Raw genomic sequence first — 19,190 nt, 5'->3', positions numbered from 1 at the left:
CCGGCCGGCGCTCAGTGCGCGAACTGGAGCCAGTTCAGGTTGACGAAGTCGCCCCCGTCGTTCGCGGTGAACGTGAGGAAGACGGTGTGGACACCGGAGACCGGCTGGAGGACGGCGGCGTTCGTACGCCAGGATTGCCATCCGCCGGTGTCGCTCACCGAGAGCTCACCGACCGGGGCGGCGTCCCGGCTGTCCAGACGGACCTGTAACCGGCCGGCGATGCCGGTGCCCGACGCGATCCGGATCTTCACCTGGGTCGCCGGCACGTCGCCGAAATCGAAGTTGTCGAACCGCAGGTGGTCGTCGCGGTTGATCCAGCCGACGTAGAGTCCGCCGCCCTCGTCCTCGACGTCCTCGGTCTCCGCCCCGGCCAGCTCGGTCGCCGACTCGGCCTGGATCACCGGGTAGGGGACGGCGCTCGCCGACGGCGACGGCTCGGGCGCCGCCGAGGTGGCGGCCGGCGCCGCGGCCGAGGTGGTGACCACAGCCTGTGGCGTGACCACCGGATCGGCCGGGGTGTCCTGCCAGCGGCCGATCAGATAGCCGACCAGCACCAGGCCGGCGCCGCCGAGCACGGTCACCACCTTGCGCCGGTTCTGCCAGGACTTGGTGCGATAGACGGTTGGAGATCGCTGATCCACCCGGACAGGGTAAAACGAACCGCCTCCCGTGCCATCGGCGCGGGAGGCGGTTGTCGATCACATGCGGTGGATCAGACCACGGCTCCGGACTCCGGGAAGTGGCAGGCCGCGTCCGAGCCGTTCGGGTTGGGCACGAGCACCGGCGCCTCGGCCGAGCACTTCTCCTGCGCCTTCCAGCACCGGGTGTGGAAGACACAACCCGACGGCGGGTCGATCGGCGACGGGACGTCGCCCTCCAGCTTGATCCGGCCCGCAGCGCCCAGCTTCGTCACATCCGGCACGGCGGAGAGCAGAGCACGGGTGTACGGGTGAGCCGGGTTCTCGTAAATCTGCTGACGCGTGCCGACCTCGACCATCCGGCCCAGGTACATGACGGCGATCCGCTCACAGAAGTGCCGGACCACGGCCAGGTCATGGGCGATGAAGACGAACGACAGGCCCAGGTCACGCTGGAGCTGGCGGAGCAGGTTGACCACCTGCGCCTGGATCGACACGTCGAGCGCGGACACCGGCTCGTCGGCGACGATCAGCTTCGGCTTGAGCGCGAGGGCCCGGGCGATGCCGATGCGCTGGCGCTGGCCGCCGGAGAACTCGTGCGGGTACCGGTTGTAGTGCTCCGGGTTGAGGCCGACCGTCTCCAGCAGCTCCTGGACCCGCCGCTTCACGCCACCGGGCGGCTCGATGCCGTTGACCTCGAGCGGCATCGCGACGATCCGGCCCACCGTGTGCCGCGGGTTCAGCGACGCGTACGGGTCCTGGAAGATGATCTGGATGTCCTGGCGGAGCTTGCGCAGCCGGTTGCCCTTGGTGTGGGTGATGTCCTCACCCTCGAAGGTGATCTTCCCGGAGGTCGGTTCGAGCAGCCGGACCAGCATGCGGCCGGTCGTGGTCTTGCCACAGCCGGACTCACCGACCAGACCGAGCGTCTCGCCCGGACGGACCTCGAAGTTCACATTCTCCACCGCGCGGACCACGGAGCCCTTGCCCCACAGGCCGGACCGGACCGGGAAGTGCTTGGTCAGGCCCTCGACCTTGAGCAGCGGCTCACGGGCCGGAACGGTCGTGGTGGCCGGGCTCGCCGCGGAGTCTGCGAGATCAGTCATTGGGCCACTCCTGCGTGCGCGATGTCTTCTGCGTACAGCCGCTGCCGGGTCTCGAAGGACATGTGGCAGGCGACGTTGTGCCCGTCCTCACCGGCCGAGCGGAGCTCCGGAACCTCGGAGAACGAGAGATTGCCGTTCTGGCCAGCGTAACGACAGCGCGGGTTGAACGAACAGCCCGTGGGCAGGTTGATCAGGCTGGGCGGGTTGCCCTTGATCGGCACCAGGTCGACGCTGGCGTCGCCGTGCAGCGACGGCACGCTGGCCAGCAGACCCCAGGTGTACGGGTGCTGCGGCCGCTTCATGATCTGCTCCACCGAGCCGGTCTCGACCGGCCGGCCCGCGTACATCACCAGAACGTCGTCGGCGACCTGCGACACCACACCGAGGTCGTGCGTGATCATGATGATCGCGGACTGGAACTCGCGCTGGAGGTCTTCCAGGAGCTCCAGGATCTGCGCCTGCACGGTCACGTCCAGGGCGGTGGTCGGCTCGTCGGCGATCACCAGGGCCGGGTCGTTGACGAGCGCCATCGCGATCATGGCGCGCTGCCGCATACCGCCGGAGAACTCGTGCGGGTACTGGTTGGCGCGGCGCTGAGGCTGCGGGATGCCGACCCGGTCGAGCATGTCGACCGCGCGGGTGGCGGCCTCCTTCTTGCTCGCCGACGGGTGGTGCACCTTGTACGCCTCGGCGATCTGCACGCCGACCTTGTAGTACGGGTGCAGCGCGGACAGCGGATCCTGGAAGATCATCGCGACGTCCTTGCCGCGGAGCTTCTGGATCTTCTCCTCTTTCATCCCGACGATGTTCTGGCCACCGATCGAGATCTCACCGGTGATCTTCGTCCGGGCCGGGTTGTGCAGGCCCAGGATCGACATGCTGGTCACGCTCTTGCCGGAGCCGGACTCGCCCACGATGCCGAGGGTCTGCCCCCGGCGCACCGAGAAGGACACGCCGTCCACCGCGCGAACCAGGCCGTCCTCGGTCGGGAACTGCACCTTGAGATCGCGTACCTGCAGGTAGGCCTCCGGGTCCACGGCGGCCGCGGCAGGGCTGGTCGAAGTCGTCATTTCGCTTCTTTCCACGTCATCTCTGAACGGCTCAGCCGAGTCGCACGCGGGGGTCGATCACCGCGTAGAGCATGTCGACGATGATGTTCATGGCGACGATGAAGAACGCCGCCAGCAGGACGGTGGCCATGACCACCGGGAGGTTCAGGTCCGACACCGCCTGCGCGGCCTCGCGGCCGATGCCGTTGAGGCTGAACACACTCTCGGTGATGACCACGCCGCCGAGGTAGGCGCCCAGGTCGACACCGGCGATCGTGATGATCGGAGTGATCGCGGCCCGGAGCGCGTGGCGCCGGTTGACCACCCGCGGCGACAGGCCCTTGGCCCGGGCCGTCCGCACGAAGTCCTCCTGGAGCGTCTCGATCATCTGGGCCCGGGAGAGCCGGGCGTACAGCGCCGAGTTGATCAGGCCGAGCGTGATCCAGGGGAGGAGCATGCCGCCGGCCCAGTCGACGGGGTTCTCGGTGAACGGCGTGTAGTGCGGGTTCGGCAGGATGCCGGTCGAGTAGACCAGCAGCAGGAGCAGCACACCGCCGAGGGTGTAGGTCTGGGTGGAGGCGAAGCCCACGGAGGCGCCGATCGCGACCCGGTCGAAGACCGTGCCCTTCTTCAGCGCCGCCAGCATGCCGAGCCCGATGCCGACGGTCAGGAAGACGGCCATCGCGCCGACCACGATGCTGATCGTGATGGGGAGCGACCGCTCGATGGTGTCGGTGACGGGCTCCTTGCTGCGGAACGAGTATCCGAGGCAGGGGGCGTCGCACTCGCGGATGGTGCCGGCGTCATCGATGGTACGGCCGACGAACACACCCTTGATGAAGTCTGTGTACTGCTTGGTGATCGGTTGATCGAGACCGAGGCTGTGCTCGACCTGTTCAATCCGCTCGGGGGAGCAGTTGCGCCCGCACATCACCCACGCGGGGCTGGACGGCACCGCGAAGAACAGCAGGAAGGTGACGATCGAGATGGCCACCAGCGTGGTCGACGCCAATAGCAGGCGCTTGATCAGGAAGCGGAGCACGGTTCTCTACATTCCTCTTGACTGGCCACGGCCGGTGGGATGACCGCGGGTCGCGCGGCCATCCCACCGGTGTGACGGAACCTTGTTACTGCTTGACGAACATGGAGTTGAGGGTCATGTGACCGTACGAGTCGCTCAGGTACGTGCCACCGATCTTGGAACCGGTGATCTCGTAGTTCCCGATGTAGTACTGCGGGATGAGCGGCGCGTACTTCTCCATGATGAGCTTGTCCAGAGCGGCCCAGGCGGGCGCCGCCTCGGAGACCTTCAGACCCTTGATGCGGTCGATCTCCTTGTTGACCTCGTCCTCGTTGAAGTAGGCGAGGTTCTGGTTGCCCTTGTCACGGATGGTGCGACCGTCGAGCAGAGCCGGGATGACGGTCGAGGCGGACGGCCAGTCAGCACCCCAGCCACCACGGATCAGGTCGTACTGGTTGCCCTTGGTGCCGACGCTGTCGTAGTAGGTCGCGGGGTCGAGCGGGGTCAGGACCAGCTCGATACCGGCCTTGGCGTAGACCTCCTTGGCCTTCGCCGCCATCTGCTGACGCACCGGGACGTTCGGGAACGCGTAGGTCAGCTTGATGGTCTTGCCACCGAGCAGTTCCTTCGCCTTCTCCGGGTTACCGGTCTGGCCACCGTCGTAGGCGTTGAAGTTCTGGTAGCCCGCGATGGTCGGCGAGATGATGGTCGAGCCGAACTGGTCGACACCGCCACGGATCTTGATGATCGCGTCACGGTCGACGGCGTAGTTGAGCGCCTGGCGCACCTTCACGTCGGTGACGCGGGCGGTGTTGATCCAGGTGTACTCGACGTACTGCGAGGCGCCGGCCTTGACCCGCTCCTTGACCTTCGGGTCGCTGGTGGTCTTGGACAGCACCGCGGCGGGCACGTTCGCCCAGATGAACGCGGCCTGGTCCTCGGCGGCGTCGGCGACGATCCGGTTCGCGCCGGTCTCGGCGTCGATGCCGAACTCGACACGGATGCCGTCCGGGTACGCGTTACGGATCGGGTCGGTCGCCGGGTCCCAGTTGGGGTTGCGAACGAAGTCGATGAACTGGTCGTACGCGTGTTCCTTGATCATGTACGGACCCGACGAGACCGGCTTGCGGTCGTAGTCGCCCTTGGTGTCCTTCGCCTTCGGGACCGGCGCCGAGGTGGGCATGGCCACCGCGAACGGGGTCTCACACTGGGCGGTGGGGAACGTGAAGGTGATCACGTTGCCCTCGGCCTTGAGGCCGGGAACCTCGGCGCCCGCGCTCAGGAACGGACCCTTGTAGGTGGTGTTGTACTCCACCGCGCCGGTCAGCCACTGCTGGATGTAGGTCGGGCCCACACCCCAGTCGGGGTCGAACGAACGCGAGATGCCGTAGACGACGTCGGCGCCGGTGATCGGCGTGCCGTCCTCGAACTTAAGGCCGTCCTTCAGGGTGTACTTCCACACCTTGCAGTCGCCGTTGACGTCCTCACCCGCGTTGGTGGCGAGGTCGCCGACCAGCTTCAGGTTGCCCTTGCCGTCCTCCTTGTACCCGGTGAGGGTACGGGCGAACTGGGTCGCCATGGACAGCGCGTCAGAGACGTAGATCTTCTGGGGGTCGAGGTGTTCGAACTCCGCCGCGTGGAGGAGCTTGACGACGCCACCCTTCGTGGCGCCCTCGACAGCCTTGGCCGGCCCCTGCGATTCAGCGGGGTCGGTTGCGATAGTGCCGGTCTGCACCACGTTCTGGGTGTTGCCGGTGCCGGGGGTTTCGTTCGTGGTCTCCGAACAACCGCTGGCAACAAGGGCAACCGCCAGAACGCCGACGGGCAGCGCTCCGAACTTGCGTCGCACTTAGGTTCTCCTTCTCTCAACCGATACGTGCCTGGGCCACGCGACCCGCCGCGGCACGAGCGGAAGTACCGTTTTCAGTTGTGTTTCAGTTCCGGCCGGTCACTTCGACGACTTGGGATCAAGCGCGTCGCGAAGAGAGTCGCCCAGCAGGTTGAACGCGAGGACCGCGATGAACACGGTGGTCGCGGGGATCAGGAAGTAGGCCCAGTCCGGGGTGCCCAGCCACTGCCGGCCGTAGTAGACCAGGCGGCCGAGGTCGGGAGTGGGCTCCACGACACCGATGTTCAGGAACGACAGCGCTGCCTCGGCGGCGATGAAGCCCGGCAGTGCCAGAGAGAAGGAGACCAGGATCGGCGCCCAGATGTTCGGCAGGAGCTGCTTGAACAGGATGTGCGCGCTGCCGGCGCCGGCAGCCCGGGCGGCCTCCACGTACTCCCGCTCGCGCAGCGACAGGATCTGGCCGCGGACCAGGCGGGCCGTCGTCATCCAGCCGAAGAGAGCGAACACTCCGATGATCACGGCGATCCGGAACGAGCCCGGGACCTCCTCGCCCACGTCGTAGGCGGCGGTGTTGATGATCGGGATGATCGCCAGGGCGAAGACCAGGAACGGGAACGCCAGCATGAAGTCGGTGAACCAGGTGAGGCTCTGGTCGACCCAGCCACCGAAGTAGCCGGAGACGATGCCGAGCACCACGCCCAGCGTGATCGAGATGATCGCGGACAGGAAGGCGATGATCAGCGACGTGCGCATGCCGAAGATGAGCTGCATGAACAGGTCACGGCCGATGCCCGCTTCCAGCCCGAGCCAGTGCTCGCCGCTGATGCCGCCCAGGTAGCCGGTCGGCAGGCCCTGGTAGTTCAGCTTGTCGCTGAAGCCCTCGGTCGCGGCGACCCCGTACATCCGGGAGATCACCGGCGCCAGCAGGGCGACCAGGATGAAGAACATGACGGTGATGAAGCTGGCGAACGCGGTCCGGTCACGCTTGAGACGGATCCACGCGAGCTGGCCCGGTGAACGGCCGACGAATGCCTTCGCAGCCGTGTCGGGCTGGAGAACCGCTACCGCCGTATCCTCGGTGCCTGGTGAGCGTGAGTCGGCGGTGGCCGGGGTGTTGCTCATGATGCGGTGTCTCCTCGTAGCGGACTTGATCGCGAAACGAACCTGTCACTCGCGGTGGCGAGGCGGGTCCTGCCCGGTCCCGGGCGGGTCGACTCGGCCCGTCGTCGTGACGGCGGGCGCTCGATGCGCTTCAGGATCGTCAGCATGCGGCCGGGTTCGATACTTGGTTGTACCACGCACCAATCCCTCCCCCGTGGACGCGCCCCACTGGCGCTATGTGAGCGGTATTCGTCTGCCGCGGTTCAGAAATTTATCCGAGATCCGCAGGCCGAGAAATGTGTTGACGCATCGATCCGGTAACGGAACGGGTTCGTTGCCATAAGGCCTAGGTCATATCGTGTGTCGAGTCCCTGGGTCATAAGAACCCATTTTGGGGGTAAAAACGCCATCTTCCATGCGGCGAAACGACCGGAGGGCAGAGAATGTCGGGTTTACCGCGCTTATGCGTTCTTGCAGTTGCGGAGAGTTACCGTCCCTGGTGAGGGTCGCGTGCTGCCTCACTGTTTCCCTGCGGTTTCCGATTTCGAACGGCCATCGGCTCGCGCCGATGAACGTTCCGTAGTCGTGACGAGCAACAAGATCGCGCATTTATCGTCGCCCGATTACGGTCGGCGCATTGGGCTCGATCAGTGGTTCGGAGCCAGGCCCGCGAGAACTTCCGCACCGAGATCCGCGGCCGCCCGGGGGTCAGCGTCCAGGCCGCCGATACGCGGATCCCAGTTGGGTTCGTAGAACAGTTCGGTCGCGCCCGCTTCAGCGTACCTCTCGGCGCCCGCACGGATCTGAGCCCAGTCACCGGAGAGCGGGATCGCCTCATCCCGGCGCCCGGCCTGAACCACACCCCGGACCACGATACGCAGCGAGTCCGGATCACGGCCGGCCGCCTCAGCCGACTCGCGGACGATCCGGACACCCCGGGCGATCTCCGGCAGGGTGGTACGGCTGCTGCTCACCCAGCCCGCCGCGATCCGCCCGGCCCGCCGCAACGCCACCTCCGCGGTGCCGCCGAGCAGCACCGGCGGCCCACCCACACGCCCCGGCGCCGGCAGCATCCGGCTCGGCGGCACCCGGTAGAAACGGCCGGCGAACGCCGCCTCCTCGGCGCTGAACAGGGCCTTCAGCACTTCCAAATATTCTTCTGTACGGGGTCCGCGCGGCTTCGGATCCGACCCGGTCGCCTCGAACTCGACCTCCGACCAGCCGGTGCCCAGCCCCAGATCGAACCGCCCGCCGGACAGCCGATCCAGTGAACCGGCCTGCTTGGCCAGATAGGCGGGCGACACATACGGCAGATTGATCACCGAAACCCCGAGCCGGATCCGCGACGTAGCGGCCGCCGCCCAGGTCAGCGCCACGATCGGATCCAGCACGCTGTGATAGACCGGCGCAAGATCCTGATCCCGCCCGACGAGCAGCCGCTGAAACGCCCACAGACCGTGATAGCCCAGTTCCTCGGCCTGCCGCGCGATCGAGGTCAACGTCTCCGGCTCCGCCCAGGCGCCGGACACCGGACATCCGAAACTGATCAGCATGAAAAGCAACCTAACCGCCGCACCGGCTCACCGTCCCCCGCCCACCACTTTTCCGACCCAGCCCGCACCCTTCCGGCCCGCACCGTTCCCCGGGTCGGGCCGTTCCCGGGCTGGGCCGTTCCCCCGGGGCCGCACCGTTCCCGGCTGGTGTCCTGCCGCATCGCCTCGGCCAGCTGGCGATCTGGATCGAAAACAGAGCCCGACCCGTTGAGAAGCTGCAGGTGACTGTGGCCTTGACGCGAGGCTCGCCCGATCTCGCGGGGCGTAAGGGCGCGATGACGCCTGCCCAGCCGTTTTCCCCCATCCCGGGCAGACGCGAAGCGCCCCGGAAGACTTGTGGAGTTCGGCGGACAGGTGGAACCTTCGAGTTTCGCCATTTTGGGCAGCGACGTTACAGGTCAGGGCCGAAGCTGAAGCCGAAGTGAATCTTGCGTTCGTCCTGGTCGGCGTCATCCCCAGCGAACTCCGCGAGATCACCGTGAGGTCTTGTTGCCTTGGACGAGTCCGCCCAGGGGTGATGCCGGGAGCGGACCGCCGAGGGCGGGTCTGCCGGCCGCAGCGGTGGTCAGCGCACACGTTCGCCGATCGTGTGCGCCTGCTTCGCTCTGACAGGGACAGGCGCACACGTAGTGCCGTCCGTGTGCGCCCGTGGTCGTCCCGGCGAGGGTCAAATCGCACATTGCCGCATTGTGTGCGCTGGTCGTCGCACGCCGGCGACCACGTCGGCCGAATACCGGCGCCCGCGTCTGGCCGCCCGCTGGCGACCGGGCCGGGCCGAGCGCCGCCGACCGCGTCTAGCGGACCACGTCTCGCGGAAGGCCGACGACCAAGGTTTGCGACCGGCACCCGGTGCGCCGTCACCCAAGCGATCCCCAAATGGCGAAACTCGAGTGTGACCGAAATCCACAAGATCGCCCGAGGTGGCGATGCGGCGGTGCGGCGAGGTGGCGACGCGGCGAGGTGGCGAAGCGGCCACGCGGCGAGGTGATGAAGTGGCGTAGCAGCGATGTGGCGAGGTGGGGCGGTCAGCTGCCTGGATAGATTCGGGCCGGGGCGACCAGCACCGCGGTGCGCCGCTGCTCGACCATGGTTCGGTCGTAGGCGTCCCAGTCGTCATGAGTGCCACCGGCAGCGGTGAAGATCTCCCGCAACAGCAGCCGCAGCCGCTCCGGATCGAGCCAGGACTGCGGATCATCCGGCCCGGCGAGCAGCGCCCGCCCCTCGACCGTCGCATAACGCCAGCCACTGCGGAACGCCACCGCGATCTGTGGCCGCTCCCGCAGGTTCCGAAGCTTCACCGCCCCATAGGTGACGAACGCCAACACAGGCTCGCCGCCAGCCGGATGGCCGATAATGCCCGTGTTCACAAGTGTCGACTGCACAGTCTGATCAGCCCGCACGGTCGACACGATGGCGAGCCCGGTCTCACTGCGGCTCAGTTCCCACGCGTCCTCAAGCGCACCCACACCCCGACCCTACCCACCCCGGCCGAGACCGGCTCACCCCGCCACCGCAGGCCAACCGCAACGGCCAAGACCACCCGGATTCCCGGCTAGCCGAACGTCAGACAGGTAATGCGGTCCGCATAACCGGCCTGGTGTCCGGCTGAGCCGGCCGAGCCGGACACCAGGCCGGTTAAGAGGGCCGGTTTACGTGGCTGAGGTCCGGCTAGCCGTACGAAGGACGGGCTCATCGTGAGGGGGGCGGGCTCGTCGTAAGTAGGGCGGGCTCGCCGTGAGGGGGCGGGCTCGTCGTGAGAGGGCGGGCTGGCTGAAAGGCGGGCGTTTTTGGTGGACGGGATGCCTGCTGGTGGCCATCGGATGGTTACCGTGCGTTACGGGAGGCTTCAGCCCGGCGGTCGCTGGTCGGTCTGGACGGGCCGCCTGGCTTGCGGTGCTCGGCGGGGCTCTTCGTAGCCGTACCGAATGATGGGTTTATGCGTTTGCGCCTTCCAGGAAGAGGCGGCCGGCCTCGTCGGCCGGGACCGGGCGGGAGAAGTAGTAACCCTGGGCGAAGCCGCAACCCATCTCGCGTAGAGCCGCGAGCTGGCCGAACTCCTCGATGCCCTCGGCCACCGTCGCCATGCCCAGGCTCTTGCCCAGGCGGACGATCGTGTCGGTGAGCGCGGTGTCGTCGGCGATCACGCCCAGGCGTTCGACGAAGGAGCGGTCGATCTTGAGGGTGTCGACCGGGAAGCGGCGCAGGTAGGCGAGTGACGAGTAGCCGGTGCCGAAGTCGTCGATGGCCAAGGTGAGGCCCAGGGCCTTGAGGCGCAGGAGCTGTTCCAGGTTGGCCTCGGTGTCGGTCATCAGGACGCTCTCGGTCATCTCCAGGCACAGGCGGTCGGCGGGCATGCCGGTGTCGGCCAGCACCTGGGTGACCATCTCGGACAGGTCGGCCCGGTCGAACTGGCGGACCGAGACGTTCACCGACATCTTCGGGGGGAGGCCGTCGCCGGCGACCGCCCATTCGACGGCCTGGCGGCAGGCCTCGTGCAGGACCCAGCGGCCGAGCGGGACGATCATGCCGGTGGCCTCGGCGATCGGGATGAAGTCGAGCGGGTTGATCATGCCGCGGGTCGGGTGCGGCCAGCGGACCAGCGCCTCGAAGCCGATCACCTGGCTGGTGGCCAGGTCCACGGTGGGCTGGTAGTGCAGGCGCAGGTCGCCGTGCTCCAGGGCGGCGCGGAGGTCGGACTCCAGTTCCAGGCGGTCGGCCAGGCCCTCGCGCATCCGCGGGTGGTAGCTGGAGAAGACGCCGCCACCGGTCGCCTTGGCGTGGTGCATGGCGAGGTCGGCGTTGCGCATCAGCTGCTCGGCCCGCTCGCCGTGGTTGTCCTCGGAGGCATCGGCGCCCGGAAGGGCGGCGCCGGGAAGGGCGGCGCCGGGAAGAGTGGCGGACGGAAGAGCAGCGGCCGGATCGGCGACGGCAGGGGTGCCGGCCAGGCCGATGCTCGCGCGGACGTGGATCTGGCGCTCGCCGAACATCACCGGGGCGTCCAGGTCGTCGAGGATTCGCCGGGCCACCGGTCCGGCGCCCGCCTCGTCCTCGCCGAGCAGCAGCACGCCGAACTCGTCGGCGCCGAAGCGGGCCACCAGGTCGCCGTCCCGGACGCAGCCGCGCAGCCGGTCGGCGACCTGCACCAGCAACTGGTCGCCGGCGAGGTGGCCGAGGCTGTCGTTGATGCGTTTGAAGCCGTCCAGGTCGAGGTGCAGCACGGTCACCGCGCCACCGCCGCGCATCGCGGTCGCGGCCCGCTCCCGGAACAGCGCGCGGTTGGCCAGCTGGGTGAGCGAGTCGTGGTACGCCTCGTGCATGAGCTGTTCCTGGAGCTCCATGCGCTCGCTGATGTCGCGGGTGTTCAGCACGAAGCCGGCCACGTGCGGGTCGTCGACCAGGTTCGTGATGATCACCTCGGACGGGCGTTTGCCGCCGTCCCGGTGGGTGTGCACCACTTCGAGCGTCACGTCGGCGAACGGGCGCGCGGCGACCTGCCGCATCGCCTGGGCGAGCCGCAGCGCCACCTCGTCGTCGACCAGGTCGGTGTAGCGGCGGCCGACGAACGCCTCCGGCGGGTAGCCGAAGACACGGCGCATCGATTCGCTCTGGTAGCGGATCAGGCCTTCCGCGTCGATCACGGTGACCACGTCCGAGCTGTGCCGGATCAGGGCCTCGAACCACTGCTCCCGGGCGTGCAGGTCGGCGGTGCGTTCGGCGACACGGCTTTCCAGGGTACGGGTGAGGGCACGGTTCTCCAGTTGGGTGAGGAGCTGCCGGCCGACGATCAGCAGGATCAGGAACGAGCGGGTCCAGGCGACGAACGGGTGGCTGTACCCGGCCTGGAGGTGGAACACCACACTGGAGGCGAGCGCGGCCAGCACGGCGAGGTAGGGCACCAGGATCGCGGTGCTCCAGACGCCCGGCGGCAGGTCGAGCGGCTTGGCGTCGACGTCGCGGGGACGGACCGCGCCCATCAGGATCAGGGCGTACCCGGCCAGCGACGGCAGGTGCGCGAGCGGGGCCGAGCTGAAGTCGCCGACGAGTGCGAAGTAGACGTGCCCGAAGTCGGTGACCGCGAAGGCGACCATGCCGGTGCCGAAGAACGCCAGGTCGGAGCCGCATCCGTGGCGGCGGCGCTGTGGCGGCAGCATGTACGCGAGGATCGTGGCGATCACGATGTCGGTGAGCGGGAAGATCAGCGTGACGTAGAAGTCCGCCCCCTGGGCGCCGTCCTCGAGGCGCGCGTCCATCACGAAGACCCACGCCACGATGACCAGCGACGCCGAGATCAGCAGTCCGTCGAGCACGCTGCGCAGCCGGTTCACCAGTGGCTGCGAGGCGCTCGGCAGGGTCAGCACGCCGGCCGGGATCAGTACTGTCAGTCCGGCCAGGCCGACCGGGCCGAGCAGGGGGAACAGGTCCGCGGTGACACCGGGCACCGGCCACTGGGTGAACCAGCCGAACTGGCCCAGCCCCCACGCGAACACACCGGCGGCGAGCAGTCCCCAGCCCCAGCGGGCCCGGCCGGTGAAGCCGCCGGACCGCCACAGGCAGCCGGCCGCGGCGGCCGCGGACATCCCGAGCAGGCCCCAGGCGGCGACCCCGCGGGTCGCCTCCGGTCCACCCACGCCCGCGGCGACCGATGCGATCAGGACGGCGAGGACAGCTCCGGTCGCAACGCTGAGACGAGCCCAGCGGCGCGTCGCGCGCGATCCGGGGACTGTCGTATCGACTGCCATCCGCTCGCCCCTTTCCGGTACGTCACCTCGGCCGAGGTGTGGGTATCCGGGTCATCGGGCCGGAAGGAGCGGTCCTGAGAAGATCCCGACGATCAGTTACCGACCAGTCCGTCCTCGTAGGCGACGATCACCAGCTGCACCCGGTCCCGGACGCCCAGCTTGGTGATCGCCCGCGTGACGTGGGTCTTGGCGGTCAGCGGGCTGATCACCAGGGTGGCGGCGATCTCATCGTTGGACAGGCCGGTGGCGACCAGCCGGACCACCTCACGTTCGCGTCCGGTGAGCACCGACAGGCGTTCCCCGCCGGGCCGGCCGGCCGACGGGACCGGGCGGTGCGCGAACTGGCCGACGACCCGGCGGGTGACGCTGGGGGAGAGCAGGGCGTCACCGCCGGCCACCACCCGGACCGCGGCGCGCAGCCCGTCCGGGTCGATCTCCTTGGTCAGGAAGCCGCTGGCGCCGGCGGCGAGGGCGGCGAAGACGTACTCGTCGGTCTCGAACGTGGTCAGGATGATGATCCGGGTCTGCTGGGCGGCCAGGATCCTCCTCGTCGCGGTGATGCCGTCGATGCCGGGCATCCGGATGTCCATCAGGATCACGTCCGGGCACAGATCCCGGGCCGCGCGCACCGCCTCGTCGCCGGTGGACGCCTCACCCACCACCGAGAGGTCCCGGCCCCGCCGCAGCAGGCTCCGGAACCCGGCCCGGACCAGGTGCTGGTCGTCGGCGAGCAGAACGGTGATGGTCATCTGGTCACTCCGTGATCGGGAGGCTGGCCCGTACTGTGAAACCCGCCCGGTCCGGGCCGGCGGTGAGCGCGCCGCCGAGCGCGGCCACCCGCTCGCGCATCCCGGCGATGCCGTGGCCGTCGGTGGCCGTGCCGCCGGTGCCGTTGTCGCGGACGTCGACCAGCACGCTGTCCGGCGCGTACCGGATCGTCACGGTGACCCGGCCGGCGCCGGCGTGCCGGACGGTGTTGGTCAGCGACTCCTGCACCACCCGGTAGACGGCGGCGGCGACCGGGGCGGGCACCGGCACCGGATCGCCGAACTCGTTGAACGACACTTCCAGGCCGGCCTCCCGGACCTGGGCGAACAGCCGGTCCAGACCGTCCAGGGCCGGGAGCTCACCCTCGCGCAGCACGCCGACGAGTGTCTTCAGGTCGGTCATGGCCCGGCCGCGGACCTCCTGGGCCAGACGGAGCGACGCTCTGGCCTCCTCCGGTTCGGAGTCGAAGGCGTCCAGCGCCACGTTCAGGTGCACGCCGACCACGGCGAGGGTGTGCGAGACCACGTCGTGCAGGTCGCGGGCGATGGCCACCCGCTCCTCGGCCCGCCGCCGATGCGTTTCGACGTCGAACCGGTGGGCGATCTCGGCCCGCCAGCGCAGGGTGTTCCGGTACGCGGTGGCGCCGGCCAGGACGGCGGCCACCCACAGGGCCTCCCCGCCGAGATGGGCGAGCACCCAGCCCTCGGGGTGCGGGTCGACGACGGTGTCCCAGTTGGCGCCGTAGGCGAGCATCAGCGCCGAGGCGATCGCCGCGATCCGGAGCCGGCCGGCCAGCACGAGCGCGACCAGGGCGCCGGAGGCGGGCCACACCCAGCCGGCCTCGATGAGATGGGCGGCACGCCAGCCGGAGACCGTGCTCAGGATCAGGATCAGCACGGCGAGCGGCCACCGGTGGACGGCCAGGGTCATCGCGGCCAGGGCGGCCGCCAGTGCGGAGATCAGGACGACCGGCCCCAGGCCGCCGGTGACGGCGAACCCGGCCGGCACGCCCAGGAGGGCCAGGAGAGCGGTGACACGGGCGAGATTCCTATCCATGCCGGGGACGCTATTTCCGGCGGCCGGGTGGGCGCGTCGTACCGGCGCTGTCATCCGCATCGACGCCTCCCGAGTACGCCCATACATCGTCCGGTGTAGTCCGTCAGGTCTCGCCGGCGGCTTCCCGGCGCGCCTTGGCCCGTCGTTTGCCCTCGTGCATGGCCTGGACCCGGGCGACCGGGATGGTGTGGCCCTCGGCGATCAGCCCGGCGTCCAGTTCCTGGGGCGCGGGCATCGAGTCGGCCCACGGGTCGCCGTCGCCGAGTAGTCCAGGCGCGGTCCGGATGGTGAAGTCGGCCGGGGTGACCTGATCGAGGTCGGACCACGCGACCGGGAACGACACCGGCGCGCCGGGCCGGATCCGTGGGCTGTACGCCGCGGCGACGGTCGCCCCGCCGGCCCGGGTGGCGTCCAGGAACACCTTCCCGTGCCGGTCCTCGCGGATGAACGCGGTGGTGGCCAGCTCCGGGTCGATCCGTTCGGCGCGGGCGGCGACCGCGCGCTGGGCGGCGGCCACGTCCTCGATCGCCGGCTCACCGGCCAGCGGCACGAAGACGTGCACGCCCTTGGACCCGCTGGTCTTGATCGCGCCGGACATCCCGGCGCCGGCCAGCGCCTCCCGGACCAGCCGGGCCGCGGCCACCGCGGCGCCGAACCCACCCTCCTCCGGAGGGTCCAGATCCATGATCAGATGCGTGGGGTACGGCACTCCGGCCCGCATCAGAGCCGGGTGATACTCCACCGCCCGCTGGTTGCCCAGCCAGAACAGCGTCCGCCGGTCGTTGGCCAGCGCGTACGTGACCTCACGATGGGACGCCTCGGCCCACACCGTGGCGCGCGGCACCCAGTCCGGCGTGTATTTCGGCAGGTTCTTCTGCATGAACCGTTCCTGGCCCCGGAGCACCCGGATGACGGAGAGCGGCCGGTCGCGCAGGACGGGGAGGAGCCGGCCGGCCACCGCGTCCAGGTAGTCCACCAGGTCGCGCTTGGTGACACCGGCGCCCGGGAACAGTTCCTGATCCAGATTGGTCAGCGGTACGCCGTCGCGTTCCTCACCCATCCGCCCATCGTGCCCGATCCGGGCCGGTCGTGCCGCCCGTGCTCAGGCCTGCCTGATGAACTGTTTGGCGGCCGCGGCCAGCGCGCTCTGCAACGCCGCCTTGTCGATCGCGGTGGCGCCGGAGGCGGAGAAGGCCCCGATGGCCGCGTTCGCCGCGTTCTGCCAGGGCTGCGAGCAGGCCGAGCCGTGCGCGCAGGACGGGACCGCGACCCCGGACTTCCAGTCGGCGGACGCCTTCAGCTGGTAGTCGGAGAAGCCGGTGGTCGGCGCGTCGGTCCGGGCCGGGATCGAGCCCTTCTCCGCGTTGAACGCCTGCTGGCCCTCCGGCGAGGCGACGGTCTGCAGCCAGCAGGCGCCGCCGGCCGGGTTGGGTGCGCCCGTGGTCAGCGCGAACGAGTCGGCCAGCCACTGGAAGGCCTTGCCGTTGCCGGGGAAGGTGAACGAGTCGTACCCGCTGAAGTTGTTGGCGGCCAGGTCCGCCGCGAGCCAGTCGCCCATCAGCTGGTAACCGGCTTTGCCGTCGATGAGCAGCCGCTCGGCCTCCGGCCAGTCCAGCGAGTCGCGGTCGGCGTTGGTGAAGTCGAGGATCTTGGCGTAGTCGTCGATCGCGGCCCGGACCGCTTTGCCCTCCCATTTGGTGGCGCCGGTGAACAGCCCGGTGAACTTCTTCGGGCCCAGGTCGCTGATCAGCACCGATTCGAGGAGCATGAGCTGGGTCCAGTCGCGGCCCAGGGCGAGCGGGGACTCGATGCCGTCGCGCCGGAGCTTGCCGAGATTGGCGATGAAGTCGTCGAGGGTCTTCGGCGCGGTGAGGATGCCCGACTCGGCGAGCACCTGGTCGTTGGTCCACACCACGTTGGCCCGGTGCACACCGGCCGGAACCGACCACAGCCGGCCGTTGACCGTGATCGTCTCGACCAGGCCCTCGGGCAGCGCGCCGGTCAGGCCCCACGACGAGAATTCGCTGGTCAGGTCTTTGATCTGGCCCGCGTCGATGTGGTCGAGCAACTCGGCGCCGGCGTGCACCTGGAAGACGTCGGGCGGGTCGTTCTGCTGGAGCCGCGCGTTGAGGACCTGCTTGGCGTTGACGCCGGCGCCGCCGGGCACCACGCCGCTGGTGAACTCCTTACCCGGGCAGGCGGTGGTGAAGCGGCTGACCAGGGCGTCCAGGCCGGCCTTCTCACCGCCCTCGGCCCACCATGTGAAGACCTCGACCTTCGAAGCCGTGGAGTCGTCGTCCTCCCCGGTCCCGCAGGCGGACGCCACCAGAAGCACGGCGGCGCCGACGACGGCCGCCAGGGCGCGTCGTGTGGAGCGCATGGTGTTCCCCCATCATCCAAACTCGTCGTTGTCGCGAGGACAATCGGAAGTACCGTGCCGCTTCCCGCTCAAAGGTGTCAACTCGTGACCTATCGGCGCGTGACCTTGCAATCCGGCGATCTGGATCTTGAGCTGGGCGGATGTCCCGGGCCGGCGCCTCAGCTGTGCTGAATGTAACTCACGGTTAATGGGCCTGCGTCACGTGGGCCCAGTTCAGGTGCGTGACGGCGATATCAACGGCCACCGAACTGTTACTGAACGTGAGTTGAGCCTTTGTCTTAATTCCTCCGGGGTACGTCAAACGGGCCATAGCTCGCGGTCTATCCAATTCGTCACAATCGGAGCATGACCACACCGGGCGACATCGCACTGCTGATCGTTCTGGCCGCCGCCCTCATGGCCTGCGCCGGTTACGCCGCCGGACGCTTCCATCAGCGCCGGCAGAGCGGCCCCGACCTCCGGGACGCCTACAAGACCGGGTACGACGCGGCCACCCGCAGCGTGTTCAGCATGGCGGCCCGGGCGGCCGGCAAGAAGCCGGACGAGCCCGACGAGCCGGACGGCCCGGAGGTGCCGGGCCAGCGGGAGGGCCGGCACGCCGTGCCCGAGGAGCTGGTCCGGGCCAAGACCTACCGGCTGCCCTTCGACCGGGTGGCGCGGGCCAAGGTCCCGAGGCAGATCGAGATCGTTGACGATCCTGCTCAACCCGACCTTAACCCGCGCACAGTCTCGTGACAGTGCGGGCATAGTCGTCGATGTTCTGCTGCCGGGGTCAGAAATCCCCACACCACCAAGGCGGCAGACTTGACTGGGCAAGAACGGGACAACGCGGCGTACGTCCGTGCGGTCCACGACAAGGGCCTGGCCTTCGACCTGGCCACGATGAGCCGGCGCCGGATGCTCTACGTGATCGGCGGCGCCGGAGCGGCGGCCATGATCGGGGCCGGCATCTTCAACACGGCCGAGGAGGCCGACGCGGCGCTCACCGAGGTCGCGTCGGAGACCGCCGGGCCGTACCCGGCGGACGGCTCCAACGGCATCGACGTGCGGACCGAGTCGGGGATCGTGCGCAGCGACATCCGCTCGTCGTTCGGCACCTCGACGACCACGGCCGAGGGCGTGCCGTTCGAGTTCTCCCTGACCGTGCAGGACCTGGACGGCGCGGCGCTGGCGGGCGCCGCCGTCTACGCCTGGCACTGCGACCGGGACGGCAACTACTCCCTCTACTCCACGGGCATCACCGACGAGAACTACCTGCGCGGCATCCAGGAGACCAACGAGACCGGCACGGTCACCTTCACCAGCATCTTCCCGGCCTGCTACTCGGGCCGGTGGCCGCACATCCACTTCGAGGTCTACGCCTCGCTGGAGAACGCCACCAACGGCGAGGGACCGATCATCAAGACGTCTCAGATCGCCATCCCGGAGGACGTCTCCGACATCGTCTACGCCACCGAGGGGTACGCCCAGAGCGTCACCAACCTCAGCCAGATCACCCTGGCCACCGACAACGTGTTCAGCGACGACCTGGCCGCGACCGAGATGGCGACGGTGACCGGCAGCGTCGAGGAGGGCTACGTCGCGACCCTGACCGTGGCGGTCGACCCGGACGACGTGGAGGCCGGTGGCGGCGGGACCCCGCCGTCGGGTGAGCCCCCGTCCGGCCCGCCGCCGTCGGGAGCGGTCCCGTCCGAGTCGGTCTCACCGTCGGCCTCCGCATCGGCGAGTGCGAGTGCGTCCGCGAGCGCGTCCGTGAGCGCCACGGCGACGCCGACCCGGACCTCGTCCGGACATCCGGTGCCGTCCCGGACCGCCGCGAGCACCCGCCCGCCGCAGCCCAGGCAGCCGCAACCCCAGCCGCAGCCGAAGACGGAATGGCACTGGTGGGCGCCCTGGACATGGTGACCCGCTGAGAGACGACGGGGTCCCG

The 19,190-nt window shown here is 69.1% G+C and carries 15 protein-coding genes; 2 read left to right on the top strand and 13 right to left on the bottom strand.

Going from position 1 to position 19,190, the window contains the following annotated elements:
- Positions 1 to 11: 11 nt before the first annotated feature.
- The 13 genes from AB0E94_RS13670 to AB0E94_RS13610 all read right to left on the bottom strand — a co-directional run bounded on the left by AB0E94_RS13670 (position 12) and on the right by AB0E94_RS13610 (position 17,260).
- Positions 12 to 641 carry a carbohydrate-binding protein gene (locus AB0E94_RS13670; protein ID WP_360326003.1) on the bottom strand — a complete coding sequence of 210 codons (630 nt, stop codon included), beginning with the start codon at positions 639 to 641 and terminating at the stop codon, positions 12 to 14.
- A gap of 71 nt (positions 642 to 712) precedes the next feature.
- A complete protein-coding gene (locus tag AB0E94_RS13665) occupies positions 713 to 1,744 on the bottom strand; it encodes a dipeptide ABC transporter ATP-binding protein (RefSeq protein ID WP_360326001.1) in 1,032 nt (343 codons plus the stop codon).
- On the bottom strand, positions 1,741 to 2,814 hold the full coding sequence (locus AB0E94_RS13660) for an ABC transporter ATP-binding protein (protein WP_360326000.1): 1,074 nt from the start codon (positions 2,812 to 2,814) through the stop codon (positions 1,741 to 1,743). The genes AB0E94_RS13665 and AB0E94_RS13660 overlap by 4 nt, the downstream gene beginning before the upstream one ends.
- Before the next feature lie 31 nt (positions 2,815 to 2,845).
- Positions 2,846 to 3,835 carry an ABC transporter permease gene (locus tag AB0E94_RS13655; RefSeq protein ID WP_360325998.1) on the bottom strand — a complete coding sequence of 330 codons (990 nt, stop codon included), beginning with the start codon at positions 3,833 to 3,835 and terminating at the stop codon, positions 2,846 to 2,848.
- An 85-nt stretch (positions 3,836 to 3,920) separates the two neighbouring features.
- Positions 3,921 to 5,663: an ABC transporter substrate-binding protein gene (locus AB0E94_RS13650; RefSeq protein WP_360325997.1), complete on the bottom strand. Its 1,743-nt coding sequence runs from the start codon at positions 5,661 to 5,663 to the stop codon at positions 3,921 to 3,923.
- A 99-nt stretch (positions 5,664 to 5,762) separates the two neighbouring features.
- Positions 5,763 to 6,785, bottom strand: coding sequence for an ABC transporter permease (locus AB0E94_RS13645; protein ID WP_360325995.1), 1,023 nt, complete (start codon positions 6,783 to 6,785; stop codon positions 5,763 to 5,765).
- A gap of 626 nt (positions 6,786 to 7,411) precedes the next feature.
- Positions 7,412 to 8,317: a TIGR03619 family F420-dependent LLM class oxidoreductase gene (locus tag AB0E94_RS13640; protein ID WP_360325994.1), complete on the bottom strand. Its 906-nt coding sequence runs from the start codon at positions 8,315 to 8,317 to the stop codon at positions 7,412 to 7,414.
- 1,025 nt (positions 8,318 to 9,342) lie between these two features.
- Positions 9,343 to 9,783, bottom strand: coding sequence for a TIGR03618 family F420-dependent PPOX class oxidoreductase (locus AB0E94_RS13635; protein ID WP_360325993.1), 441 nt, complete (start codon positions 9,781 to 9,783; stop codon positions 9,343 to 9,345).
- Positions 9,784 to 10,251: 468 nt separating this feature from the next.
- The gene (locus AB0E94_RS13630; protein WP_360325992.1) at positions 10,252 to 13,056 is read right to left on the bottom strand and encodes an EAL domain-containing protein; all 2,805 of its coding nucleotides are present in this window, start codon (positions 13,054 to 13,056) and stop codon (positions 10,252 to 10,254) included.
- Positions 13,057 to 13,148: 92 nt separating this feature from the next.
- Entirely contained in the window at positions 13,149 to 13,805 is a 657-nt protein-coding gene (locus AB0E94_RS13625) for a response regulator transcription factor (RefSeq protein WP_360325990.1), read from the bottom strand.
- A 4-nt stretch (positions 13,806 to 13,809) separates the two neighbouring features.
- Entirely contained in the window at positions 13,810 to 14,880 is a 1,071-nt protein-coding gene (locus tag AB0E94_RS13620) for a histidine kinase (protein WP_360325988.1), read from the bottom strand.
- Positions 14,881 to 14,983: 103 nt separating this feature from the next.
- Complete coding sequence (locus tag AB0E94_RS13615) at positions 14,984 to 15,940, bottom strand: ATP-dependent DNA ligase (protein WP_360325986.1); 957 nt, start codon at positions 15,938 to 15,940, stop codon at positions 14,984 to 14,986.
- Positions 15,941 to 15,982: 42 nt separating this feature from the next.
- Positions 15,983 to 17,260: a carbohydrate ABC transporter substrate-binding protein gene (locus tag AB0E94_RS13610; protein ID WP_360325985.1), complete on the bottom strand. Its 1,278-nt coding sequence runs from the start codon at positions 17,258 to 17,260 to the stop codon at positions 15,983 to 15,985.
- A 345-nt stretch (positions 17,261 to 17,605) separates the two neighbouring features.
- Between AB0E94_RS13610 and AB0E94_RS13605 the strand changes: the two genes are divergently transcribed.
- The gene (locus tag AB0E94_RS13605; RefSeq protein ID WP_360325984.1) at positions 17,606 to 17,995 is read left to right on the top strand and encodes a hypothetical protein; all 390 of its coding nucleotides are present in this window, start codon (positions 17,606 to 17,608) and stop codon (positions 17,993 to 17,995) included.
- Positions 17,996 to 18,064: 69 nt separating this feature from the next.
- The gene (locus AB0E94_RS13600) at positions 18,065 to 19,165 is read left to right on the top strand and encodes an intradiol ring-cleavage dioxygenase (protein WP_360325982.1); all 1,101 of its coding nucleotides are present in this window, start codon (positions 18,065 to 18,067) and stop codon (positions 19,163 to 19,165) included.
- Positions 19,166 to 19,190 lie beyond the last annotated feature (25 nt).

The sequence above is a fragment of the Actinoplanes sp. NPDC026670 genome (genome assembly GCF_040638175.1).
In the GTDB taxonomy this organism is placed as follows: Bacteria; Actinomycetota; Actinomycetes; order Mycobacteriales; family Micromonosporaceae; genus Actinoplanes.
Note: the sequence above shows the minus strand (reverse complement) of the source record. Positions and strands in the feature narration are given on the sequence as shown.

What these genes read in the sequence shown, in the direction of transcription:
- AB0E94_RS13665 (WP_360326001.1), bottom strand. Translation starts at nt 1,744, where the DNA reads ATGACTGATCTCGCAGACTCCGCGGCGAGCCCGGCCACCACGACCGTT.
- AB0E94_RS13660 (WP_360326000.1), bottom strand. Translation starts at nt 2,814, where the DNA reads ATGACGACTTCGACCAGCCCTGCCGCGGCCGCCGTGGACCCGGAGGCC.
- AB0E94_RS13645 (WP_360325995.1), bottom strand. Translation starts at nt 6,785, where the DNA reads ATGAGCAACACCCCGGCCACCGCCGACTCACGCTCACCAGGCACCGAG.
- AB0E94_RS13640 (WP_360325994.1), bottom strand. Translation starts at nt 8,317, where the DNA reads ATGCTGATCAGTTTCGGATGTCCGGTGTCCGGCGCCTGGGCGGAGCCG.
- AB0E94_RS13630 (WP_360325992.1), bottom strand. Translation starts at nt 13,056, where the DNA reads ATGGCAGTCGATACGACAGTCCCCGGATCGCGCGCGACGCGCCGCTGG.
- AB0E94_RS13625 (WP_360325990.1), bottom strand. Translation starts at nt 13,805, where the DNA reads ATGACCATCACCGTTCTGCTCGCCGACGACCAGCACCTGGTCCGGGCC.
- AB0E94_RS13620 (WP_360325988.1), bottom strand. Translation starts at nt 14,880, where the DNA reads ATGGATAGGAATCTCGCCCGTGTCACCGCTCTCCTGGCCCTCCTGGGC.
- AB0E94_RS13615 (WP_360325986.1), bottom strand. Translation starts at nt 15,940, where the DNA reads ATGGGTGAGGAACGCGACGGCGTACCGCTGACCAATCTGGATCAGGAA.
- AB0E94_RS13610 (WP_360325985.1), bottom strand. Translation starts at nt 17,260, where the DNA reads ATGCGCTCCACACGACGCGCCCTGGCGGCCGTCGTCGGCGCCGCCGTG.
- AB0E94_RS13605 (WP_360325984.1), top strand. Translation starts at nt 17,606, where the DNA reads ATGACCACACCGGGCGACATCGCACTGCTGATCGTTCTGGCCGCCGCC.